The sequence below is a fragment of the Arthrobacter sp. KBS0702 genome (genome assembly GCF_005937985.2).
Taxonomy (GTDB): Bacteria; Actinomycetota; Actinomycetes; order Actinomycetales; family Micrococcaceae; genus Arthrobacter.
This window is the reverse complement of sequence record NZ_CP042172.1, coordinates 986,383-1,008,827: the sequence shown is the minus strand read 5'-3', so window position 1 is coordinate 1,008,827 and position 22,445 is coordinate 986,383. Positions and strand designations below refer to the sequence as shown.

Genomic DNA, 22,445 nt, shown 5'->3' with positions numbered 1-22,445 from the left:
GCTTCGCTTCCGTAGGCTCTCACGCCACCGGGCCTTGGGTCCGGCGGCGCCACATATCTGACTCCGAGCCTACCGTCAGGGCCTGTGCACCGGCGAGGTGCCACCCCGGAGCCGGGCGGATTCAGGCGGCAATTTCGGTGTACCCGGCGTCCGCGCTGCCAAGGTCGCCGCTGGCACCGGCCCGGTGCGCCCGGCCGCCGTACCTGAGCACGTAGCCCCAGTAGGCCGCCACCACCGAGGCGCCGACGGCAATTTTGGCCCACACCGGAAGATCGCTCGGCGTCACAAAGCCTTCCACCACACCCGAAACCAGCAGGACCAGGACGAGTCCGAGGGCCACCGTGATCAGCGAGCGGCCCTCGAGCGCGAGCGCCTGCGAACGGCGGCGCGGCCCGGGCGCCACCATGGCCCAGAAGATCCGCAGCCCGGCCGCGCTGGCCACGAAGACAGCCGTCAACTCCATCAGGCCGTGCGGGAGAATGTAGCTGAAGAACACGTCGATCTTGCCGGTCGCGGCGAAGACTCCGGCGGCGACGCCGACGCCCTGGGCATTGCCGATCAGGATCATCGGGACCCAGAACCCGGTGATGCCCAGGGCCACGGCCTGCGCGGCGATCCAGGCATTGTTGGTCCACACCATTCCGGCGAAGGACGCGGCAGGGTTCTCGGAGTAGTAGTTCACGAAGTCGTGGTCCACGTATCGGCGGACCGCCGCATCCGAGCCCAGGGCGCGGAGGGCCTCCGGCGAGTTGCCGATCCAAAGCGCATACGCCGCGGCGATCAGGCAAAAGGCGAGCCCGCACGCGATCGTCAACCAGCGGATGCGGTACAGGGCGGCGGGCAGGGCGATGACGAAGAACTGGGCGAGGTCCTCCATGAAGTTCGATCGAGCACCGGTGAACCGTGTGCGGGCCTGGGCAAGGGCCGCCGACAGCGCCGCGGACCGACCACTCTCGGGCGCCACGGAGCGCAGCAGCGAGAGGTCGGCGGAGGCGCCCTGATAGAGCCGGAGCAGTTCGTCGGCTTCGGCCCCGTCGAGCCTGCGCTGGTGCGCCAGGGCGTGTAGTCGCGCCCACTTGTCCCCGTTCACCAGGGAGAACGCCTCGATGTCCACGGCACCACCCTAAGCCCCGGGGCCCGGATTGCGCCCCCACGACGGCGCGAACGGACACTTGGGGCCCCGGTTGCCCCGGAAAACAGGGCCCCAAGTGTCCGTTCGCGCTCAGGATCGGGGCCGGATGGTGGTTAGACTGTGCCTGATTGGCAGACGAGCGGGGGCGGGTTTGAGTTCCATCATCACAGGCGAGGCCGTCGTGCTTGAACTGCGCCCGGCGTCGTTTGCAGCCCGGGCGCTGGGGCTGCTGCTGGATGTCCTGGTGCACGCCGTCGTGCTCTGGGGCCTCGTCTCGGTGGTGGGCGCCGCAGCCCCGGACCTGGACCGCGCCGTCCTGGGCGCCTTGATCACCGTGGCCGTGGTGTTCTGCTTCGTAGTGCTGCCGGTCACGGTGGAGACCCTCAGCCGCGGGCTGTCATTGGGCAAACTCGCCACCGGCCTGCGGATCGTGCGCGACGACGGCGGTTCCATCCGCTTCCGGCACGCCCTGATCCGGGGGCTGATCGGGTTCCTCGAAATTTACGCCACGCTGGGCGCCCTGGCGGTCGCCGTCGCGCTGTTCAACGGCAGGTCCAAGCGGCTCGGCGACCTCGTGGCCGGCACCTACGCGCTGCGGCGCCGGGTCCCGGCCGAGGCGCCTGTGCTGCACCAGGTGCCGTTCCAGCTGCAGCCCTGGGTGTCGCTCGCGGACATCGGCCGGATCCCGGACGCCGCGGCCCGCCGCGCCTCGCTTTTCCTCCGCCAGTCTGGGCGCATGTCCCCCGCTTCCAGGGTGGTCATGGCGGAGTCGCTTGCCACCGAGCTGGCGGCGCACGTCGCTCCCCCGCCGCCGGCCGGAACCGGACCGGAGGACTACCTGGCCGCCGTGCTGGGCGAACGGAGCCGGCGCGAACTGGACCGCCTGCATCTCACCCGGGAACGCAGCGCCCGCCTTGGCGCACGGCTGGGCCGGCTGCCCCACGAGCGCGGCCGCTGACCCCGCAGGGGCAGCGGAACCGGATCAGCGTTTGGCGTACTGGGCCCAGGGGATGTTCCAGTCGCCGAAGCCTTCCAGCGGTTCCACGGCCGGGGCGCCGGTATTGAGGGTCTGCACCACGTCACCGGTCTTCATGTTGGTGAAGAACCAGGCGGCGTCCGCGGGGAGCAGCCCGACGCAGCCGTGCGAGACGTTGAATTTGCCCACCGCGCCCCACGCCGATTCGAGGGCCTGGTGGACATACACCCCGGAGCTGGTGAGGCGGTTGGCGTACTCCACGGTCAGCGGCGGATAGTAGCCCTTGTCCCCGGGCTTCAGGCCGATGCTGCCGGCGTTGAATTTGGAACTGCGTTCCTGCTCCATGATCACGGCGTAGCCGGTGGGCGAGAGCCAGTCGGCGTCTCCCAGCGTTACCGGCGCGGTCCTGACGAGTTGTCCGTCGAAGTAGACCTTCATGGTCTTGGTGAGGTCATCGACGACGGCGAGGCGGCGTTCACCCACCGTGAAGGAGACCTTGGTGTCGGAGTTGCCGATCATTTTGTTGCCGAAATCGACTCCGAAGAGCTTCAGGTCCACGGTGACCTGGGAGTTGGCGGCCCAGAACGCTTCAGGCCGGAGCCGGACACGGCGGTCCGAATACCAGCGCCACGCCACGGCCTGGCCGGACGACGCCGTGACGGTGACGGCCTTTTCCATTGCCGCCTTGTTCAGCACCGGCTCGCTGAAGACGATCTCGATGGGCTGGCCCGCGCCGACGGTGGTGCCGCCCCGCGGGTAGATGGCGGCATCCGCCTCGTTGGCCTTGGCGACGGTGGTGAAGGTCTGGGCCTTCTTCGTCTCGCGTCCGGCCTGGTCAACAATGGTGAAGCTGTACGTGTACCTGGTGTCGAAGTCCAGGGGCTCCTCTGCGGTCCAGGTCGAGCCGTTCGGGCTCGTGGTCCCGGGGACGGGGTTACCGCCGGTGTCGGGCACCAGCAGCACGTCCTTGACCACCCCGTTGACGGCCTTGACCGACGGGAGGGAGGCCGGGTTGACGCCCTTGGCGCCATCGGTGGGCGTCACCCCGAGTTCGACCGCCTTCACAACCGGGGCGGCCAAGCCCGCGACGTTGCGCATCGGCGCAGCCGACTCCGAGGGCAGGGCGCCGTCGGCCCAGACCGGGCTGGTGGCGGCGCCGATCCCGCCCGCGCCCACTGCGAGGCAGACCCCGGCGACGGCCAGTATCTTCCCGGTCCTTCGTCCGGTGTTTCGTCCGCTGTTTCGTCCGGTGCCACTGCCGCCCCGGGTGTTCCGGGCGCTCAATTCCGCCATCGGTTGTTCCCCCATTTCCCCCATTGCACATCCTGTAACAGCCTGACGGCTCAGTTCGCGTACTGCGCCCAAGGGATGTTCCAGTCCCCGTAGCCGTCGTCGTTCGCTGCGTAGTCGCCGTCGGTGTTGACCACGTTGACGACGTCGCCGGCGGTCATGTTGTCGAAGACCCACTGGGCGCCGTCCGGGCCGAGGCCGATGCAGCCGTGCGAGAGGTTGGCCTGGCCGATGAAGGGCAGCGCGGAGTCCGTGGCCTGGTGGATGAACTCCCCGCTGGGGGTCAGCCGGGTGGCGAAATTGACGTCCAGTTCCCCGTAGTAGGCCGGGTCGCCGGGCTTGAGGCCGATCGAGGCCGCGCTCATGTGCTCCACCCGGTACTTCTCCATCAGGACCAGGTAGCCCCGGGCGGACGGGAACCTGGTGTCGCCCATGGTAGCGGGCCACTCGCCCACCTGCTTGTCGTTGATGAAGGCTTTGAACGTGTGTGCAGTGGCGTCGGCGACGGCGACCTTCTTGTCGCCGATGTGCACGGTCACCTTCTTGTTGAAGTTGCCGATCTGCCCCTTGCCGAGATCGACGCCGAACAGCTTCATATCCATCGTGATGGTGCTGTTGGCGGCCCAGAAATTCTCCGGGCGGTACCGGACCATGGTGTTGCTGAACCAGTGGAAGTCGCCCACCTGGCCGGAGCTGGAGGTGATCTTGATCGCCTTTTCGACGGCGTCACGGTTCAGCACCGGCTCGCTGAAGGTGATCTGCAGCGGCTGCGCCACTCCGACCTTCATGCCATCCAGCGGGTAGATCGCGGCGTCGGCTTCGTTGGCGGTCGAGACCGTGGTGAAGCTGCGTGTGGTGCTCGTGCTGCGCCCGACGCCGTCCACGATCGAGTACGTGCAGGTGTAGCGGGTGTTGAATTTCAGCGGCCCGGCGGCGGCCCAACTGGAACCGTCAGCGCTGAGCGTTCCCTCCACGCCGTCGCCGGAGGCGCTGGTGAGCGACGCCCGTTCGATCCGTCCGTTAACCACCTTCAAGGTCACCGGGGCGGCGGGGTTGACCTGCGTGGCCGCGTCCGCGGGGGCGGCGGTCAGCTGGACCGGCGGCACCACCGGGAAGGCCAGGCCCTGCGTGGAACGCTCGGGCGAGGCGGACTCGGAGGCAAAGGACGGGTGGGCCAGCGGACCGGCCGCGGCGAAGACGCCGCCGCCGGCTGCCAGGGCGCACACCGCAGCCAGCACGGCGGCCTTCCGGCCGGCGCTCCAGCTTTTCGGGGCGATCACGATACTCGGGTCCTTCCAGACGTTACCTTGAAAGCATAGGTGAATTTCCGTCCCGCCCCGCCGCCACCCACGCCACGATACGGTCACAAAAAGGGGCCCCGGACGGTGACGTCCGGGGCCCCTGGCTGCACGCCGCGGTGCTTCTAGTAGCGGTAGTGCTCCGGCTTGTAGGGGCCTGCGGCGTCAAGGTCCAGGTACTCGGCCTGTTCCTTGGTCAGCTCGGTGAGCTCAGCGCCGAGAGCGTCCAAGTGCAGCCGGGCCACCTTCTCGTCGAGGATCTTGGGCAGCACGTAGACCTGCTTTTCGTACTCGCGCTCCCCCTCCGGCTGGGCCGCCTTGGTGAACAGTTCGATCTGCGCGATGGTCTGGTTGGCGAAGGAGTTGCTCATCACGAAGGAGGGGTGGCCGGTGGCGTTGCCGAGGTTCAGCAGCCGTCCCTCGGACAGCACGATGATGGAGCGGCTGTCCTTGCCAGTGGCGGGATCGGCCTCGAAGACCCACTCATGCACCTGGGGCTTGATCTCGACCTTCTTGATGCCCGGGATCCGCGCCAGCCCGGCCATGTCGATCTCGTTGTCGAAGTGGCCGATGTTGCCCACGATTGCCTTGTCGCGCATCCCGGCCATGTGTTCGGCCATGATGACATCCTTGTTGCCGGTGGTGGTGATGAAGATGTGGCCCTCGGCCAGCACGTTCTCCAGTTTCGCCACCTGGTAGCCGTCCATGGCGGCCTGCAGGGCGCAGATCGGGTCGATTTCGGTGACAATCACCCGCGATCCCTGGCCGCGGAAGGCCTCCGCCGCGCCCTTGCCCACATCGCCGTAGCCGCAGACGACGGCGACCTTGCCGCCCATGAGCACGTCCGTGGCGCGGTTGATGCCGTCCGGCAGCGAGTGGCGGATGCCGTACTTGTTGTCGAACTTGCTCTTGGTCACGGAGTCGTTGACGTTGATCGCCGGGAACAGCAGCTTGCCCTGCTCGGCGAGCTGGTAGAGGCGGTGGACGCCGGTGGTGGTCTCCTCGGTCACGCCGAGCAGGCGCGAGCCGATCCGGGTCCACTTCTGCGGGTTCTTCTCGAGCGAGGCGCGCAGGACGGACAGGAAGACGCGGCCTTCCTCGGACTCGTCGTCGCCCGTTGCGGGAACGGCGCCCAGGGCCTCGAACTCGGCGCCCTTGTGCACCAGCATGGTGGCGTCGCCGCCGTCGTCGAGGATCATGTTCGGGCCCAGCTCCGGGTTGCTGTCCGCACCGGGCCAGGTCAGGATCTGTTCGGCCGTCCACCAGTACTCTTCGAGCGTCTCGCCCTTCCAGGCGAACACCGGAACACCCTTCGGGTCCTCGACCGTGCCCCGGCCGACCACGACGGCGGCGGCGGCCTCGTCCTGAGTGGAGAAGATGTTGCAGGAGGCCCAGCGGACCTCGGCGCCCAGGGCGGTGAGCGTCTCGATCAGCACGGCCGTCTGGACGGTCATGTGCAGCGAACCGGCGATCCGGGCGCCCTTGAGCGGCTGGCTCGCACCGAATTCCTCGCGCAGGGACATCAGGCCGGGCATTTCGTGCTCCGCGAGGCGGATCTGGTGCCGGCCGGCCTCGGCCAGGGAGATGTCGGCAATTTTGTAGTCGAAGGTCATGGGGATCCTTTGTGGTAGCCGGAATGGAGCTGAAGGGACTGCAAGTGGTTCGGCGCCGGGGCGCCCGCCGATGGGCCGGCACCGGGATTTCCCTCGGCCACCTGCCGTTGCAGGGGCGGGATTACTCCGCGGCGTGGCGGGGCGCGCCGCCGGAGCGGCCGCCGTCGTGGTTGCCGCCGTCGTGCTGGTCGGAGCGGGCAGCGGTGGCAGCGGCGAGGAGTTCCGGCGGGAGCAGCAAGGGGATGCCGTCCTCGATCGCGTACCGGAGAATCTGCCCGTCCGCGCCGGGGCTCGTTGCGACAAGCGCTTCGCCCTCCTGTACCAGGGCGGAACCCGTGACGGGGCAGCGCAGGACAGACAACAGCTCGGGACTGATCAACGACATGGTAGGACCTGGCATGGTGAAGGCTCCCTGGGTGCGACGCAGCAGGCGCCGGTGGCGTACGGAAATTTCAGTTCCCAGCCTACCGCCAGTTCGCGGCTCAGGAGGGTTCGCGCAGGACGCGCAGGTGTCCGCGGCGTGTGCCTTCGGCCCCGGCCGGGGCTTCCAGGGCCGGATGCGCGGTCCGTTGTCCCTGGACGGGCTCCGTGGACGCGGGCCTGGCCGCGGCGGCCTCCCGGACGGCGTGCGCCAGGGCCAGCAGGTCATCGGGCCCGGGTCCGGCCGGGGTTGCGGGCATCGCGAGCCGCAGGACTTCCCAGCCGCGAGGCACGGTCAGCGAACCGGCATGCTGTTCGCAGAGGTCATAACAGTGCGGTTCGGCGTAGGTGGCCAGCGGGCCAAGGACGGCCGTGGAATCGGCATAGACGTACGTCAAAGTCGCCACCGCCGAATTGCGGCAGGCGGACCTTGAACACTGACGAATTGCACCCACGACATCACAGACTACTCCCTCCGGCCCGCGGCGCCGCGCATTGAAACGCCCCCTCGGTCCCGGACGCCGCGTGCGGCCGAAAGTCCGGTCCGGCCAGGGTGCACGCCAATGGCTGCTGCGCACGACGGCGGCCGGGGCGCGGCGGGGCGCGGGGGCGCGGCGGCGGCGCGGGGGGCGCGGCGGGGGCGCCGTCTCGCAGAAATCCAGCGCCGGGTTTAGAGTCAAGATATGCAGTCATCGCACCACGTTCCCGGCTTTACGGTCCGGTTGGCTGATCCCGCCGCCGGCGGCACCGCCACGGGCAAGGGCTTCCGTCAGCGCCGCAGGAACCGTCATGGCCGGGGCCTGCGCGGCGAACTCATGCTCCCCACCTTGCCCGGGTACCGGACCCGCTCCGACCGGTTCGATGACTTTGTCCTGGACTCCGCCCAGCGCCTGCACGACATCTGGGGCAAACCGCTGGACGGTGTCCGCTTCGCCGTGGAGGAGATCCCGCCGGGACTCGAGCAGCTCGTGGCCGAGGGGACGCCTGCGCCGATGGGCAGCTACACCCCGGCGACGGCCGAGGACGGCCCCGTGATCACGCTGTACCGGAGGGTCGTGGAGCAGGCCTGCGGCAGCCGTGAGGAACTCCAGGACCTCGTGCACGACGTCGTAGTCGAACGCACGGCGGAGATGCTCGGCGTCCCGCCGGAGTCGCTGGACCCGGTGTACCGCCGCCGCTACTAGGTCGCCGCGGGTCGTCCGCGGGCCCAGGTTCTTCCGCGGGCCGGGCTAGTACCCGAGGATGACGGGGACCTGTTCCTGTCCGGCCGCGCCGGGCGCCACCGGGATGGTCGAGACGTCGGACTTGTTGTCCTGTTCCAGCAGGACGGAGCCGTAGGCCGCGCCGCCTGCCGCCGACACCAGGTACCCCACCAGCGGCGAGCCCTCCACGTCGGCGGGGATCCGGACGGACGCGGTGGTTCCGCCCGCGATGTCGGCGGTGGCCGCGGCGCGGATCTTGCCGTCGGCGGTGATCGGCGTGTAGGAGATCGTGGCCCGGCCGTCCGGGACGCCGAACATCAGGAAGCGGGCGCCTGTGGCCGGCACCGGGACCACGTGTTGGCTTCCGAGCCGCACCGAGGAGGGCGCCCAGGCGAAGTCGGCGGCGTCCTCGGCCTTGAGCCCGCGGGTGACGCGGGCGGCGGCGGCAAAGGACACGTCCGAACTGGCCGTGAGTGTGTAGTGGCCCGCCGGAACCCCCGCGAGCGAGACTTCGGTCACGGCGCCCGCCTTTGCGGTCACCACCCCGCCGCCGGGCAGGGGCTTCTGGCCGTCACGGCCGAACAGTTTCACTTCCACCACGGCGTCCGCGGCGCCCGGGACGGTGATCTGGAGGGCGGGTTTGGCGTCGGCGAAGCCGGGTTTGGCGGCCAGCGCGGCCAGCGCGGCCGGGTCCTGGAGGTCGAGGCCCGAGATCGCCTGCCGGGTGGCCGGGGCCGTTCCGGGCGAAATGAAGTCCACGCCGCCGGCGGTCAGTCCGCGGAGCACGCTTTGCTGGATGACGGCCGCGACCGGTCCGCCGGTGCTGCGCACGCGCACGCTCAACTGCTCCTGCCCGGGCGCCAGGCCGGCGAGAATGACGGAGCGGGTGGTGCCCGGCGCGACCAGCAGCCCGCGGCTTCCGGGCGCCTGGATGGGCCCCTTGGCGCCGTAAAGATCCAGGCTGACGGTGGCCGGGGTGCCGGAGGCGTTGCTGAGGTTCAGGACCGCGGTCCGGCCGATGGCGGTGTTCGCCCCGACCAGCCAGAGGTCGTTGGCCGGACGCTGGCAGGCCGCGGCGGCGGTGCCGCGCAGGTCGCCGTCGGCGGCGGTGTAGCTCATCACGGCGCCGGCGGACGGCTGCCGGTTTCCCTGCGCATCGGCGCTGAGGACGCTGACGGCGTCGACGGCGCGCTGCGGGACCACGCCGGCCCGGAGCGCCGGGGCGCCGGGGGCGGGGCTGGGCGCTGCGGACGGCGCAGTGGCCTTGGCCAGTTCCACCAGCGGGCTGCCGGTGAGCGCAGCGAGGCGGCTTCCGGGAAGTTCACCGGCACTGGAACTAAGCACGACGGCGTTAACCGCGCTCTTGGCGGTGGCTGATTCCGGGCTGAACTGTGGGTCGGTGCCCACGGGCGCACCTTCGAGCAGCCGCGCGGGTCCCGGACAGATGCCCAGGCTGCTCCCGGCGGGCACCGCGGCCAGGGGTGCCTCGAGCGGGCGGCTGCCGGGGCCCTGCGGGGAAAGTGCCGCCGCCGCGACGAGGCCGCCGCCGGCCGCAACCAGCAGCGCGGCGGAGAGGACGCCGCCTACGGCACCCCAGAGGATTTTCACCCGGGCCAAGGCCGGGGCCGGGGCGCTGCGCGTGCTGCTGCCGCGTCCGCTTCTGTCCCGTTTGGCTTCCGCCGCGGCGTCCGGAGCCGGCCGGGTGGGGTCGGGCCGGTCCGGAGGCGTTGGGCGCCCGTTCTCGTTCTGGTCATGCATGCTGATGTTCCTTACGCAGGGAGCCTTCGTCCCTGGAGAGCCCGGTGTTCGGCCGGCGGGCCGGCATGGGGATGGCCAGCAGGATGGTCAGGCCGATCACGACGGCCTGGGCGATTCCGGTCCACAGCGCCCACGGGTTGTCGTAGCGGATGGTGAGCTTGCCGCCCTGGGCCGGCAGGGTGAACGCCTGGGCCCAGTCCGAGGAGGTGGCGGTCAGGCGCCGGCCGTCGACCCAGGCACTCCAGCCCGGGTCGGAACGCTCGGCGAGGACCACCAGGCGGCCTTCCGGCCCGGCCATCACGGCCGCCTCGGCCGTGATGGCCTCGGAGGGCAGCAGACCGACGGTCGCTCCGGCGCCGTCGACGATCCGGACGCGGTGTGCGACGTCGGCGGCGCCGATCACCGGCTGGTTCAGCGGGCTGATCCGCCACAGCCAGCCGGCATCGGTCTGGCCGACGGCGACGAGGCCGGGGACCGCGTCCATCCGGCTGGCGGTCAGCTGGGCCGCGCTGTCCGCGGCTTCCAGCACCACGAAGCCGACCCCGAGCTGCTCCAGCTGCCCGCGCGGGTCCACGCCCTGGCCGGCGACGATGGTGGCGACCACTCCGCGCAGCGACGCGGCAACGGCATCGTCGTCGCGCACCGTTTCCTCCCCTGGCGCCCCGATCACGGTGCGGGCGGAGGCGACGGCGGAGAGGGCGTCCAGCCGTGTGCCGGCGCCTCGCATGAGGGAGGCCGCGAAGGTTCCGTTTTCCCCTGCGGTGATGACCAGGGTCCTGGCCTGTTCCGGGCCTTCGGCGCGGTCGATGGCCGTCGCCGGCAGGGTGCGGGCCTTGCTGGCCTGGACCAGCCGGCGGGTGCCCAGGTCCCCGGTTCCGGCCGTGTCGGTGGCGGAGCCGGTTCCGGGGATGGCGTCCGGGGAGCTGCCGGTGGCACCCGCAGCGGCAGTGGGGTCGGTTGCTGTGGTGGGTGTGGCGGCGGAGGCCGGAACGGTCTGCAGCACGTTGTGCGCGGCCCAGGCGGCCAGTCCGGCCAGCGGACCGGCGAGCAGCAGCACTATGGCGGTGACGGCGGTGCCGCGGACCAGGATCTTGCGGGCCAGGACGTGGCGGCCGGGCGCGGCAGCCGCCGTCGCGTCGGCGGCGTCGAGCAGGGCTTCGGCGCCGACCAGGGCCGCGCCGAGCAAGGTGAACGCCGCGGCGGAGACCGCAGGACCGGTGAACGGGGTGACCAGGACCTCGGCGCTGGCGCCGGTGGCGACGTGACCCGCCAGCCAGCCGCCTGCCAGCATCAGTGTGCCGGCGGCCCAGAGGCAGCGGGCCAGCCGGGCCCGCCGGCCGTGCCGGCCGGGGAGAAACAATGCCGTCAAGGCCAGCAACAGCACGGGCAGGCCGAGCAACAGGGCCAGCAGGAGCGCCCACGGCACGGCCCCCGGCCCGAAGGGGGCCAGCCCGGCAACGCCTGCGCCGGGGTCGAAGCGCAGCGGCTGGCCCAGTACCTGCTGCCAGAGCGGAGCAGGGTCGAAACCCAGCGGCAGGCCCGGATCGGCGAGCAGGGCACGGGGCCGGTCCAGCACGGAGAGCGCAAAGGGAAGGAACAGGGCCAGGCTGGGCAGCAGCGACCACCAGACGGTGCGTCCGCGGCGTCCCAGCAGCACGCCGCAAAGCGCGACGACGACAACGGCGGGCAACAGCAGCGACGGCGCTGCCGCGGTGACGACGGCCAGCGCCAGTCCGGCCGCGGCTGCCGCGGTCCAGGACGGGGTGCCGTTGATTCCGGGCTTGGCGGGAGGTTTCTCCGTGAAGCGCCGCTCCCCCGGGCCCGGCACCGCAAAGCGTCCGCGGCCCGGGACCGAGCCGGTGGCGCGCAACAGGGCCAGGACAAGCAGTGGCATCATCACGTGCGCAACCAGCGGGCCGAGGCGGCCCTGGTTGAGGGCCACCTGCAGGGCCGGCGCGCCGGCCCAGAGCAGCGCGGCCGCGAGCCGCAGCCGGCGCCGCTGGGTCACGGCCCCGGCGGCAAACCAGGCGCCCAGGGCGGACAGCGGCATCGCGAGGACCAGCAGCCACACCACGGTGCCGCTGGCGTTGCCGGCCCCGAGGACGCCGAGCAGCCACAGCACGTAGCCGAAGGGGTCGCCGTGGCCCGGTAGTCCGGCCCCGAGCGCAATCCACCAGCTCGAAGCATGGTTCCAGATGTCGCCCAGGCGGGCTGAGACCGGTATCAGCGCCCCGCCGGTGACGGCGTCGGCCCGGAACAGGTTCAGCAGGCCGATGAGCGAGGCCGCGGCGGTGACCAGCAGCGCCAGCAGCGCCCCGTTGCCCACCCAGGCGCGCCCGGTGGTGCTGAGGGCCGCGAAATCGTCGGTGGAGTCCCCGCTCGGCTGGTCCGCGAGCGGGTCGTGCCCGGCGTCCGGGTCGGAGTCGTCGGATCCGATGGCCTCGATGAGGGAGCGGCGGTGCGCCCAGACCTCGCGCCGGGGCGTCTGCAGGCCCTTGATCACGGAGCGCCGGATGCGCCGGGTGCGGGCCGCGTTGCGGCGGCCGCGGAGCACGGCGGCGGGACGGCCCAGCGCGCCGAGGGTTGCCAGCAGCTGCGAGAACCCGTGCCCGGGGTCCTTGACGGCGATGCTGAGGACAAGCTTGAAAAGGCTGCCAAGCAGGGCGCCGACCGCGTGCAACGGGACTTTCCACGCCGAGGCGTGCTTGAGCCGAAGGTGGACCTGGGCCTTGCGGGCCGCCGTCGCGGTCCCGAGGGCGTGCGGCCGGTGCGAGACGTGGAACATCCTGGCGCTCGGGACCACCACCACACGGTGGCCGGCGAGCCGGTTGCGCCAGCAGAAGTCGACGTCGTCCCCGCTGCCGGGCAGGGCCGGGTCGAAGCCCCGCAGATCTTCCCAGACGTCGCGGCGGATCAGCATGCCGGCGGAGTTGACGGCGAAGGTGTCGCTGCGGCCGTCGTACTGGCCCTGGTCGAGTTCGTCGGCTTCGATCAGGGTCAGGCGTTCGGCCCACCGGCTGGTGGAGAGCCCGACGTCGATCAGGCGGCGACCGGCGTGCCAGTCCAGCTGCTTGCAGCCCGCTACGGTGACCGAGGGCGCGCGCTCCACGGCATGCAGCAGCTCGGCGAGGGCCTCCGGGGCCGGCGCGGCGTCGTCATGCAGCAACCAGATCCATTCGGCGGCCGCATCCGCGGCGCCGCCGCTCCGGGGCGCGAGGGCCTTGAGGCCGGCCTGGACGGCGGCGCCCATGCCGGTCCTGGCCTGCTCGAAAACGCTGACGTTGGAGGTGCCGAGCGCCTGGCCCAGCAGCGCCGCCGAGTGGTCGCGGGATCCGGTGTCGACCCCGATCACCGCGTCCGCCGGCCGCGTTTGCGCCGCCAAAGCCGCCAGGGTCCTGGGGAGATAGTCACCGCCGTTGTGGGCTACCACAACGGCGGTGACACGTACTTCTTGAAGAATTAGACTGCCCGCTTCCTAAGCCGGCGGCGTTCCCGCTCGGAGAGGCCGCCCCAGATTCCGAAGCGCTCGTCGTTGGACAAGGCGTACTCCAGGCACTGCGAGCGGACGTTGCATGCACCGCACACTTTCTTGGCGTCGCGGGTGGAGCCGCCCTTTTCCGGGAAGAAGGCCTCCGGGTCGGTCTGCGCGCAGAGCGCGTCCGTCTGCCATCCCAGTTCGCCTTCGTCATCGAAGTCCTGTCGGGACGGCAAGCCGATCCACACCGGCTGGGCGGTGGTTCCGGAGTGCAGGGTCTGCAGTTCCATCGGCGGGTCCAGCGGATCGTCCTGCTCCGGGTTGCCCGCCAGGAGTGCTTCGTGTGCTGCGAGGAAGGCCGTGGCCTGGTCCTGCAGGGAATCCTGGGTGTGTTCGTTGTACCGCTCCGCGGCGTCCGGATCGGCCGGGTCGACATACCAGTCGCTCGGCACTCCGCGTGAACGGTATTTTGCCGTCGCCTGGCCGGCGACGACTTCATCTTCATGGATACGCTCTGCAAGCCCCATTGGCGTTCCCTCTCTGATTTTGCAGCCCCTGACTGACCCTCGGACACTCGGTTGTGTGCCGGCTGTTGCGCAGTGGCTTTCGATACCTAATTACACGTGTGTAAGTATCCGGGAGTCAAGCCGCAGCGGAGATAATAATCAATTTCCATCGGATTGCCGGGGCACGCCACGCCCGGGATTTTTCGGACGCCGTCCGCGCCCAGCCGGGGAATTGACAGCATACTGAGCAGTTTCCTGCGCTTTTCCTGCGACCACACTGGGATTCTCTTGCGTTTTCGGCGATTTTGCGCGCCGGCCCTCCACCGCGTCGCGGCGCTTCCCTGCCTCCAGCCGGACTTGTCGTGACGGAGATCACGCCGGGATGGCCGTGGCAAGATGAACGCATGAGCATCCCGGCAATCGAACTGATGACGGCCCTGCGTTCGGGCCAGTCCACCTCCCCGCGGCTGACCTGGTACGGGCCCGACGCCGAACGGGTGGAACTCTCCGGCCGGGTACTGGACAACTGGGTGGCCAAGACCAGCAACCTTCTCCAGGACGAGCTGGACGCCGAACCGGGGACGCGGCTCCGGCTGGACCTGCCGGCACACTGGAAGTCGGTAGTGCTCGCGCTGGCCGCCTGGCAGCTGGGCATGGAAGTGGTGCTCGACGCCGCGGAAGCCGAACTGATCGCCACCGCGGAACCCGATCCGGCGGCCGCCGGGGGTGCTTTCGAGACCGTTGTGGCGGTGGCGCTGCCGGCGCTGGCGATGCGGTGGCCGGGCGAACTGCCCTCCGGCGTCGTCGACTATGCCGCAGAGGTCCGCTCGCACGGCGACTTCTTTATGCCGCACGTGGATCCGGAGCCGGACCGCCCGGCCGTCCGGACCGCTGCGGGCCCGGTGCACACCCACGGCGGATTGCTGGCCGGTTTCGCTGCGGCAGGGCAGGCCTCGGAGGCGGGCCTGCGGCTGCTGGTCCGGGCCGCCGACGGGCTCGAAACGGTCCTGGCCCAGGCCCTCGCGGCGTGGCAGGGGGACGGCTCCGTGGTGTTGGTGCACCCGGACGTGCCGGTGACGGAGCGGCTGCTCAGCGACGAACGCGTCAGCCGGAGCTGACCCGCCGGCTCAGCGGCGCTCGGGGTTGGCGCCGGGTGCGTCGGGCTCCTCGGCCGGCTGCCCGGGAACCGTGACGGGCGCCCCGCTGTGCGGGTGCCGTTCGATGATCTCGTGGTCGTGCGAGAACTCCGGCTCGTCGTCGAGTTCCTTGTTGAAGACCAGGAAGCGGTAGGCGAAGAAGCGCACGACGGTGGCGACGAGGATGCCGACGACGCCGGCCAGGAACAGCATGTTCTTGTCCGTGATGCCCATGCTGTACTTGGCGAGGGCGGTGAGGCCGGTGGAGATGCCGATGCCGATGCCGTTGATGAGGACGAACATCGCGAACTCACGCAGCACGTTTTCCTGCCTGCGGTGGCGGAACGTCCAGAAGCGGTTCGCGATCCAGGAGAAGATCGTGGCGACGGTCGCACCGACGAAGCGGGCCTTGGCCTCGCTGTCGGACATGGCGCCGTGCATCAGGTAGTACGTCAGGCCGTTGTCGATGACGAAGGCGACACCGCCGACGGCGCCGAACTTCGCCACTTCGCGCCAGAAGAGCGAGGCAAGCCCGCGCACACGATCTGCAAGTGTGTTAATCATGACCCTCCGTGGCCCTCTTGAATCTGTCAGCCAACCGGCCAACGGCCCATTTTAGCGCCGTTTCCCGGGTGCGCGCCCCCGGCCGGCGCAAATCCGGGGCCCGCCCCCGGCAGTCCCCGCCGAAAATTGCGGCCGATTCGGCGGCCCGGGCGCGCGGGGGCCGGGTTCCGCGCAGGTTTTCGGTAGGCTGGGAGATGTGACTTTTCCTGTAATCGGTGTGGTTGGCGGCGGCCAGCTAGCCCGCATGATGGCCCCGGCCGCGACCGCACTCGGCTTCGAACTCCGTGTCCTGGCAGAGGGCGAGGACGTCTCCGCCGTCGCTGCGGTGCCCAAGGCTCCCGTCGGCGACTACACCGACCTCGACCACCTGCTGGAGTTCTCCCGCGGACTGGACGTGCTGACCTTCGACCATGAGCATGTCCCCACCGGGCACCTGCGCGCCCTGATCGAGGCCGGCGTCAACGTCCACCCGGGCCCCGACGCCCTGGTCAACGCCCAGGACAAGCTGGTGATGCGTGCGGCCATCGACCGGCTGGAACTCCCGAACCCGCGCTGGGCCGCCGTCGCCGATGTGGAGGCCCTCGTCGCCTTCGGCGACGACGCCGGCTGGCCGGTGGTGCTGAAGACGCCGCGCGGCGGCTACGACGGCAAGGGCGTACGGATTGTGGACTCCGCCGAGGACGCCGCGGCGTCAGCGGACTGGTTTGAGGCCATGTCCCCGCTGCTGGCGGAGGCCAAGGTGGAGTTCAGCCGTGAGCTCTCCGCGATGGTCGCCCGCACCCCCGACGGCGAATCCCGCGCGTGGCCGGTGGTGCACACCATCCAGGTCGACGGCGTCTGCGACGAAGTGATCGCCCCCGCCCTGGACATCCCGCTGGAGGTTGCGGCCGCCGCCGAGGACGCCGCAGTCCGCATCGCCAACGAACTCGGTGTCACCGGCGTGATGGCCGTGGAGATGTTCGAGACCCCCGGCGTCGGCGCCGGTTTCCTGATCAACGAACTCGCCATGCGCCCGCACAACACCGGCCACTGGACCCAGGACGGCTCGGTCACGAGCCAGTTCGAACAGCACCTGCGCGCCATCCTGAACCTGCCGCTGGGAGCCACCGACCTGCTCGGGCCCGTGGTGGTCATGAAGAACTTCCTCGGCGGAGCGAACCAGAACCTGTTCTCCGCCTACCCGGCGGCCCTCGCCAGCGAACCGGCCGCCAAGGTCCACTGCTACGGCAAGGCCGTGCGCCCGGGCCGCAAGATCGGCCACGTCAACCTCGTCGGCACCTCAACGGCCGACGTCGACTCCGTCCGGCAACGGGCCGGCACCGTCGCCAACATCATCCGGGACGGTCGGGCCCCGGCCGGCACCGGCCAGGGAACCACCGAGGAGACCGCGTGAGCGCCAGCACCGAAGCCCAAGCTTCCGGACCCCGGGCCGCCGACAACGGCTCCACCCCGATCGTGGGGCTCGTCATGGGCTCCGATTCCGACTGGCCCGTGATGGAGGCCGCCGCCGAGGCGCTGGCCGAATTCGGCATCCCGTTCGAGGCCGACGTCGTCTCGGCGCACCGCATGCCCACCGAAATGATCCGCTACGGGCAGACCGCCCACGAACGCGGGCTGCGCGTGATCATCGCCGGCGCCGGCGGCGCCGCTCACCTGCCCGGCATGCTCGCCTCCGTGACGCCGCTGCCGGTCATCGGCGTCCCCGTGCCGCTGAAAACCCTCGACGGGATGGACTCCCTGCTGTCCATCGTGCAGATGCCCGCCGGCGTCCCGGTCGCCACGGTCTCCATCGCAGGCGCCCGCAACGCCGGACTGCTGGCGGTGCGGATGCTGGCCTCAGGCACGGATGCCTTCGCGGGGCAGTTGCGGTCCCGGCTGCTTGAGTTCGCCCAGGAGCTCAACGACGCCGCCACGGCCAAGGGCGCGAACCTGCGCAGCAAGGTGGCCGACGTGTTCTCCGACGACAACAGCGTTCCGCGGGGCGGCCGGTAAGGATCCAGGACATGAGCCAGAGTTTCGCTGCTGCGCAGGACAAGAGGCAGCCGACAAAGGGAGCGCTCACCGACCCGGTCCGCTACCCCTCCGGGGCGGGCCAGCGGGTCCTCGCCAAGCGTGCATTCCTGCTGATCCTGCTCACCCTGCTGGTACCCGGCAGCGCGCAGACCGTGGCGGGCAACCGCCGGCTGGGGCGCACCGCGCTCCGGGTGACGCTGACGGTCTGGGCCCTGGTCATCGTGGCGCTCCTCCTGCTCGTGATGTCCCGGCCCACCCTGATCAACCTCGTCGCCGACTCCGCCGCCTCGCTCGTTCTGATCATCGTGCTCACGGCGCTGGCCCTGGGCTGGGCGGTACTGTTCGTCAACACGCTGCGCCTAATCCGCCCGGCGATGCTCGAGACCCGGGCGCGCGCCGCCGTCGTCGTGACCCTGGTCCTGGCCATGCTGCTCAGCAGCGGCAGCCTGGGCTACGCCGCCTACCTGCTGAACGTCGGCCGGGACGCAATCGGCACGATTTTCGCCAGCGGACCGGCGATGGAGCCCTCCGAGGGCCGCTACAACTTCCTGATGATGGGCGGCGACGCCGGGGCGGACCGCACCGGACGCCGCCCGGACAGCCTCTCGGTGATCAGCGTGGACGCCAAGACCGGCCAGTCCGCCATTATCTCGATCCCGCGCAACCTGCAGAACGCCCGGTTCAGCGACGACTCGCCGATGCGGAAGATCTACCCGGACGGCTACGACTGCGGCGATGAGTGCCTGATCAACGCCATCAACACCGAGGTCACCAACAAGTACAAGGACCTCTACCCCGGAGTGGAAGACCCGGGGGCGCAGGCCACCCTGGAGGCGGTCTCCGGGACGCTCGGAATCAAGGTCCAGGCCTACGTCCTGGTGGACATGGACGGCTTCGCCAAACTCATCGACGCCATGGGTGGCATCCGGATCAAGGCCGGCGGCTGGGTCCCGATCAGCGGCGAGACGATCGACGAGGCCAAGGGCATCCACGGCATGCCGCTCGGCTGGATCCCGGCCGGGGACAACACCCTGGACGGCTACCACGCCCTCTGGTACGGCCGCTCGCGGGAGTTCGTCGACGATTACGCGCGCATCGCGCGGCAGCAGTGCGTCCAGCAGGCGATGCTCAAACAGCTGGATCCGGCCACCCTGCTGACCAAGTTCGAGGACATCGTCAAGGCCGGCACGAAGGTGGTCGATTCCAACATCTCGGCCAGCCAGCTCGGCAGCTTTGTGGACCTGGCGATGAAGTCCAAGGGCCAGCCGGTGAGCCGGCTCACCATCGGTCCGCCCGACTTCGATGCCTCCTTCTCCACGGTGCCGGACTTCGACAAGATCCACCAGGCCGTGGACAAGCTCCTGGGGCCGGCACCCGCGGCGGGGGCGGCCGACGATTCGCTCCGCCAGCCGGCCGCGGCTCCCGGGCCGATCTCCGCCGGCGCGGTGCCATTGGCGCAGCCGGGCACCAAGCCCGCGCCGTCGCCGTCGTCGTCTGACTTCACCCCGGTGACGACGACGCCCCAAGGCGAGCCGATCACCGAGGAAATGCTCAACGGCTTCAAACGCAACGGCGATGAGCAGTCCATCCGCAACCTGGTAGCCACCAACGGCCAGTGCGCCCCGCTCTAGGATAAGGATCCATGTACGCACTCGAGAACGTCCTCCGGCCCTACGCCTGGGGGTCCAAGACCGCGATCGCCGGCCTGCTCGGCCGGCCGGCCTCCGGCGGTCCGGAGGCCGAGCTGTGGGTCGGCGCCCACCCGGACTCGCCCTCCGTGGTCGTCACCAGGGACGCCGCGGCAGCCGCTCCTGCCGCTGGCGCCACGGGCGACGGCGACCGGCTGGCGCTCGACGCCCTGATCGCCAGCGACCCGGTGCACCACCTGGGCGGGGATAGCGTGGCCGAGTTCGGTCCGCGGCTGCCGTTCCTGCTCAAGGTCCTAGCCGCCGAGCGGCCGCTGTCCCTGCAGGTGCATCCGACACTGGAGCAGGCTCGGGCCGGCTTCGCCCGCGAGGAAGCCGCCGGCGTCGACCATGCCGCCGCGACCCGCAACTACAAGGACGACAACCACAAGCCGGAAATGATCTTCGCCCTGACGGACTTCGAAGCGCTGTGCGGCTTCCGGCCGGCAGCGGCGTCGCGGGCCATCTTCCAACACCTGGCGGACTGTTTCGAGCTGGCAGGCCTGGACCTGCCGCCGCTGATCCCGCAGCTGCTGGAGGATCTCGCGCGACCGGACGAACCGGCCGCGCTGCGGTCCGCCTTCGAGCGGCTGATCGCCGGCGGCGAGGATGTCTCCGCGGCGACGGCCGCCGTCGTCGCCGCCCTTGTCTCCGGCGCCCCGATGGGGGCCCACGTGGCGGAGCTGACCACCGTGGTGAACCTCAACGGGGACTACCCCGGGGATCCCGGTGTGTTGATCTCGCTGCTGTTGAACCGGATTTCGCTGGCCCCCGGCGAGGCCGTGTACCTGCCCGCCGGGAACGTGCACGCCTACCTGCGCGGCCTGGGCATCGAGGTGATGGCCTCCTCGGACAACGTGCTCCGCGGCGGGCTGACGCCGAAATTCGTGGACGTCCCCGAGCTGCTGAAGACGGTCGCTTTTGAGGCCGTTGGCGTGCCCATGCTCTCCGCCGAGACCACGATGCTGGGTCAGGAGCTCTTCCGCCCTCCGTTCCGGGAATTCGCGCTGCAACGGGTGGAACTGCTTCCGGGCGCGGAGCCGGTCCCGCTCGCGCAGTCAGGAGCCGCCGTGATCATCGTGGTCACCGGCTCAGTCCTGCTGGACTCCCCCAAGGGCGACCTGCAGCTGGATCACGGGGCGTCCGCGTTCCTGCCGGCCGCCGAGGCGCCGGTTAACGTGCACCCCGTCGCCGGTGCCACCGGGCCCGCCGTGGCCTTTGCCGTTACTACCGGAATGAAGGCCTGAGCCGTGGACTACTTCCTGCAGGGCCCGCACTGGGCCGACGTACAGCGCGCCCTGGGCCGCACCGTCCACGAAGAGGCGGGACCGGGCTGGCGATTCCTGGCCATCGAGGAAAGCAACCCCGCCGGCAAGCTGCTCTATGTGCCCTACGGGCCCCTGGCCGATTCCCTTGACGCCTTCGACGCCGCGCTTGAGTCCCTGACCGCACTGGCACGCCGGTGCGGGGCGGTGTTCGTCCGGGTGGAGCCGGTCGACGCGGGCTTCACCAGCGCCGACGCCGGCACCGTGCTGCGCAGCCGCGGGCTGCGTCCCGCCCCGGCGAACCTGCAGCCCGAACTGAGCTGGATCGTGGACCTGGACCGCGACTTCAAGGACGTCCTGGCGGACATGAAGCCGGTCAACCGCAACCTGTACCGCAACATCCACAAGAAGGGTGTGACGTTCCGGTCCAGCCAGGACCCGGCGGAGATTTCCGTGCTGCTGAAGTTCCTGCACCTGACCGCGGCCCGCAACGGCTTCAAGCCGCAAAGCGACGAGTACCTGAGCCAGGTGGCACGGTCTTTGATGCCCGCCGGCGCGGCCACCCTGTTCATCGCGGAACTGGAGGGCGAGCCGATCGCCGCGGCCCTGGCGTACGACTCGGCGGACACCCGCACCTACGCCCACGCCGCTTTGGACGACACCCACCGGAAGCTCAGCGCGGGAATCCCGCTGCTTGTGACGCTGATGGCCGACGCTAAGGAAAAGGGCCTGCAGCATGTGGACCTTTGGGGTGTGGCTCCGGCCGACCAGCCCGACCACAAGTGGGCCGGTTTCACGGCGTTCAAGAAATCCTTCGGCGGCCGCGAAATCGCCTTCCCGGGGACCTGGGACCTGCCGGTGAAGAAGCTTCGCTACGGCACCTACCAACTCGCCCGCAAGGCCGCCCAGGTAGGGAAGAAGCTCGTCAACTCCCTGCGCGCCCGCCTCCGGAAGTAACCCCTCCGGCGCGAACGTACACTTGAGGCCCCTCGCCTCGGCGCGAACGTACACTTGGGGCCCCTCGGAGCCCTGTTTTCAGGGCCCCAAGTGTACGTTCGCGCGATGGCAGCCGTCGGGAGCTGTGGATAACCCCTCTGACCGGTTCATGTCGGCGCACACTGAAGCATGGCCCGTCGTCCGCTGCCGCCGGAATTGCTTGCCGGCTCCTTCACCGCCCGGGATGCCGATGCCGCGGGCATCTCCCGCAAGCGGACCCGCCGGCCCGATGTCTATGTGCCCTCGCGCGGCATCCGGGTTCCCGCGGCCGCGGACGACCCCGCCGCGAGCCTTCGCGCTTTCTCCGCCCTCGACGACGAGTCGACACTGACCCACCACTCCGGCGGACGGTTCTGGGCCATGGGCCTGCCCGGGTGGCTGCAGGAGGACTGGCGGATCCATGTGGCCCGCGAACGTGACAGCAGCAAACCGCGACGCCGCAACGTCGTCGGACACCGCCTGACCTTCCTGCCCGGCGAGGTGGTGGTCGTGGACGGGCTCCGGGTGACCTCGCCGGCCCGGACTTGGCTGGATCTTGCTGCCATCCTGACACCCGACGAGCTTGTGGCGGCCGGCGACTCCATCGTCGTCGCCCACGGGCCGGAGTTCCCCGCGCCCCGGTCCGCCCTGGCCGCCCCGGCGGAGCTTCAACGGATCGTTGCGGCGCATCCCGGAATGCGCGGGGTGCGTACCGCGCGGGCGGCGCTGCCGGACATCCGGGTGGGCGCCGACTCACCGCAGGAAACGAAAATGCGGCTGATTCTGTGCCGGGCAGGTTTGGGCGAACCCGTGCTGAACCACATCATCCGCAACACGTGGGGCCAGGCCTGCGTCTGGCCCGACGCCGCCTACCCGGAGCACTACGTCGCCCTTCAGTACGACGGCGCCCACCACGCCGACCCAAGGCAGCAGCAGAGCGACAGCCGTCGGCTGGCGATGACGGAAGCCCTCGGCTGGAAGGAAGTGCGGGTCTTCAAGGAGGACCTCGACGGCGATCGGCCCTTCGTCATCGAGAAGGTGCGGGCCGCCCTCGGCCGCAGCCTGCGCGCCGAACGTACACTTGAGGCCCCGATCCGGCTGGATTCGGGGCCCCAAGTGTACTTTCGCGCGCTGTGA

19 protein-coding genes are annotated in these 22,445 nt (G+C 70.3%); 9 read left to right on the top strand and 10 right to left on the bottom strand.

Translation table 11 applies throughout. The features are described from left to right. Positions 1-121: 121 nt before the first annotated feature. Positions 122-1,114 carry a stage II sporulation protein M gene (locus FFF93_RS04655; protein ID WP_186372230.1) on the bottom strand — a complete coding sequence of 331 codons (993 nt, stop codon included), beginning with the start codon at positions 1,112-1,114 and terminating at the stop codon, positions 122-124. A 169-nt stretch (positions 1,115-1,283) separates the two neighbouring features. On the opposite strand from FFF93_RS04655, the gene FFF93_RS04650 reads away from it, so the two are divergent. Continuing rightward, complete coding sequence (locus FFF93_RS04650; RefSeq protein ID WP_138769958.1) at positions 1,284-2,090, top strand: RDD family protein; 807 nt, start codon at positions 1,284-1,286, stop codon at positions 2,088-2,090. A 24-nt stretch (positions 2,091-2,114) separates the two neighbouring features. On the opposite strand, the gene FFF93_RS04645 is transcribed toward FFF93_RS04650, so the two are convergent. The 5 genes from FFF93_RS04645 to FFF93_RS04625 all read right to left on the bottom strand — a co-directional run bounded on the left by FFF93_RS04645 (position 2,115) and on the right by FFF93_RS04625 (position 7,184). Continuing rightward, a complete protein-coding gene (locus FFF93_RS04645) occupies positions 2,115-3,401 on the bottom strand; it encodes an Ig-like domain-containing protein (RefSeq protein WP_138769959.1) in 1,287 nt (428 codons plus the stop codon). 50 nt (positions 3,402-3,451) lie between these two features. Continuing rightward, positions 3,452-4,675: an Ig-like domain-containing protein gene (locus tag FFF93_RS04640; RefSeq protein WP_138770540.1), complete on the bottom strand. Its 1,224-nt coding sequence runs from the start codon at positions 4,673-4,675 to the stop codon at positions 3,452-3,454. A gap of 146 nt (positions 4,676-4,821) precedes the next feature. After that, a complete protein-coding gene (ahcY, locus tag FFF93_RS04635; protein WP_138769960.1) occupies positions 4,822-6,309 on the bottom strand; it encodes an adenosylhomocysteinase in 1,488 nt (495 codons plus the stop codon). Positions 6,310-6,430: 121 nt separating this feature from the next. Then, the gene (locus tag FFF93_RS04630; RefSeq protein WP_138769961.1) at positions 6,431-6,694 is read right to left on the bottom strand and encodes a Trm112 family protein; all 264 of its coding nucleotides are present in this window, start codon (positions 6,692-6,694) and stop codon (positions 6,431-6,433) included. Positions 6,695-6,791: 97 nt separating this feature from the next. Further along, a complete protein-coding gene (locus FFF93_RS04625) occupies positions 6,792-7,184 on the bottom strand; it encodes a DUF3499 domain-containing protein (RefSeq protein ID WP_138769962.1) in 393 nt (130 codons plus the stop codon). 228 nt (positions 7,185-7,412) lie between these two features. Here FFF93_RS04625 and FFF93_RS04620 point away from each other — a divergent pair, with 228 nt between their 5' ends. After that, positions 7,413-7,913: a metallopeptidase family protein gene (locus tag FFF93_RS04620; protein WP_138769963.1), complete on the top strand. Its 501-nt coding sequence runs from the start codon at positions 7,413-7,415 to the stop codon at positions 7,911-7,913. Positions 7,914-7,958: 45 nt separating this feature from the next. Here FFF93_RS04620 and FFF93_RS04615 read toward each other — a convergent pair whose 3' ends face one another. From FFF93_RS04615 to FFF93_RS04605, 3 genes are read right to left on the bottom strand one after another with little or no spacing between them, the layout of a single operon-like run. Further along, complete coding sequence (locus FFF93_RS04615) at positions 7,959-9,689, bottom strand: DUF5719 family protein (protein WP_222424645.1); 1,731 nt, start codon at positions 9,687-9,689, stop codon at positions 7,959-7,961. Continuing rightward, entirely contained in the window at positions 9,682-13,119 is a 3,438-nt protein-coding gene (locus FFF93_RS04610; protein ID WP_138769964.1) for a glycosyltransferase family 2 protein, read from the bottom strand. Before FFF93_RS04610 ends, FFF93_RS04615 begins: the two co-directional genes overlap by 8 nt. A gap of 29 nt (positions 13,120-13,148) precedes the next feature. After that, entirely contained in the window at positions 13,149-13,691 is a 543-nt protein-coding gene (locus FFF93_RS04605; protein ID WP_138769965.1) for a WhiB family transcriptional regulator, read from the bottom strand. Between the two features lie 383 nt (positions 13,692-14,074). Between FFF93_RS04605 and FFF93_RS04600 the strand changes: the two genes are divergently transcribed. After that, positions 14,075-14,788, top strand: a complete 714-nt coding sequence (locus FFF93_RS04600; RefSeq protein ID WP_138769966.1) for a TIGR03089 family protein — start codon at positions 14,075-14,077, stop codon at positions 14,786-14,788. Between the two features lie 9 nt (positions 14,789-14,797). On the opposite strand, the gene FFF93_RS04595 is transcribed toward FFF93_RS04600, so the two are convergent. Beyond that, on the bottom strand, positions 14,798-15,370 hold the full coding sequence (locus FFF93_RS04595) for a GtrA family protein (protein ID WP_138769967.1): 573 nt from the start codon (positions 15,368-15,370) through the stop codon (positions 14,798-14,800). 244 nt (positions 15,371-15,614) lie between these two features. On the opposite strand from FFF93_RS04595, the gene FFF93_RS04590 reads away from it, so the two are divergent. The 6 genes from FFF93_RS04590 to FFF93_RS04565 all read left to right on the top strand — a co-directional run bounded on the left by FFF93_RS04590 (position 15,615) and on the right by FFF93_RS04565 (position 22,445). Continuing rightward, complete coding sequence (locus FFF93_RS04590; RefSeq protein WP_261375392.1) at positions 15,615-16,763, top strand: 5-(carboxyamino)imidazole ribonucleotide synthase; 1,149 nt, start codon at positions 15,615-15,617, stop codon at positions 16,761-16,763. A 74-nt stretch (positions 16,764-16,837) separates the two neighbouring features. Continuing rightward, positions 16,838-17,362, top strand: a complete 525-nt coding sequence (gene purE, locus FFF93_RS04585; protein ID WP_138770541.1) for a 5-(carboxyamino)imidazole ribonucleotide mutase — start codon at positions 16,838-16,840, stop codon at positions 17,360-17,362. A gap of 11 nt (positions 17,363-17,373) precedes the next feature. Beyond that, entirely contained in the window at positions 17,374-19,014 is a 1,641-nt protein-coding gene (locus FFF93_RS04580; protein ID WP_138769969.1) for an LCP family protein, read from the top strand. Positions 19,015-19,025: 11 nt separating this feature from the next. After that, positions 19,026-20,315 (top strand): mannose-6-phosphate isomerase, class I, encoded by a 1,290-nt coding sequence (manA, locus tag FFF93_RS04575; protein ID WP_138769970.1) that lies wholly within the window; start codon positions 19,026-19,028, stop codon positions 20,313-20,315. A 3-nt stretch (positions 20,316-20,318) separates the two neighbouring features. Then, positions 20,319-21,290 carry a peptidoglycan bridge formation glycyltransferase FemA/FemB family protein gene (locus FFF93_RS04570; RefSeq protein WP_138769971.1) on the top strand — a complete coding sequence of 324 codons (972 nt, stop codon included), beginning with the start codon at positions 20,319-20,321 and terminating at the stop codon, positions 21,288-21,290. A gap of 168 nt (positions 21,291-21,458) precedes the next feature. After that, positions 21,459-22,445, top strand: coding sequence for a hypothetical protein (locus FFF93_RS04565; RefSeq protein ID WP_186372229.1), 987 nt, complete (start codon positions 21,459-21,461; stop codon positions 22,443-22,445).

What these genes read in the sequence shown, in the direction of transcription:
- FFF93_RS04645 (WP_138769959.1), bottom strand. Translation starts at nt 3,401, where the DNA reads ATGGCGGAATTGAGCGCCCGGAACACCCGGGGCGGCAGTGGCACCGGA.
- ahcY (WP_138769960.1), bottom strand. Translation starts at nt 6,309, where the DNA reads ATGACCTTCGACTACAAAATTGCCGACATCTCCCTGGCCGAGGCCGGC.
- FFF93_RS04630 (WP_138769961.1), bottom strand. Translation starts at nt 6,694, where the DNA reads ATGTCGTTGATCAGTCCCGAGCTGTTGTCTGTCCTGCGCTGCCCCGTC.
- FFF93_RS04620 (WP_138769963.1), top strand. Translation starts at nt 7,413, where the DNA reads ATGCAGTCATCGCACCACGTTCCCGGCTTTACGGTCCGGTTGGCTGAT.
- FFF93_RS04615 (WP_222424645.1), bottom strand. Translation starts at nt 9,689, where the DNA reads ATGCATGACCAGAACGAGAACGGGCGCCCAACGCCTCCGGACCGGCCC.
- FFF93_RS04605 (WP_138769965.1), bottom strand. Translation starts at nt 13,691, where the DNA reads ATGGGGCTTGCAGAGCGTATCCATGAAGATGAAGTCGTCGCCGGCCAG.
- FFF93_RS04600 (WP_138769966.1), top strand. Translation starts at nt 14,075, where the DNA reads ATGAGCATCCCGGCAATCGAACTGATGACGGCCCTGCGTTCGGGCCAG.
- FFF93_RS04595 (WP_138769967.1), bottom strand. Translation starts at nt 15,370, where the DNA reads ATGATTAACACACTTGCAGATCGTGTGCGCGGGCTTGCCTCGCTCTTC.
- FFF93_RS04590 (WP_261375392.1), top strand. Translation starts at nt 15,615, where the DNA reads ATGATGGCCCCGGCCGCGACCGCACTCGGCTTCGAACTCCGTGTCCTG.
- purE (WP_138770541.1), top strand. Translation starts at nt 16,838, where the DNA reads ATGGGCTCCGATTCCGACTGGCCCGTGATGGAGGCCGCCGCCGAGGCG.
- FFF93_RS04580 (WP_138769969.1), top strand. Translation starts at nt 17,374, where the DNA reads ATGAGCCAGAGTTTCGCTGCTGCGCAGGACAAGAGGCAGCCGACAAAG.
- manA (WP_138769970.1), top strand. Translation starts at nt 19,026, where the DNA reads ATGTACGCACTCGAGAACGTCCTCCGGCCCTACGCCTGGGGGTCCAAG.
- FFF93_RS04565 (WP_186372229.1), top strand. Translation starts at nt 21,459, where the DNA reads ATGGCCCGTCGTCCGCTGCCGCCGGAATTGCTTGCCGGCTCCTTCACC.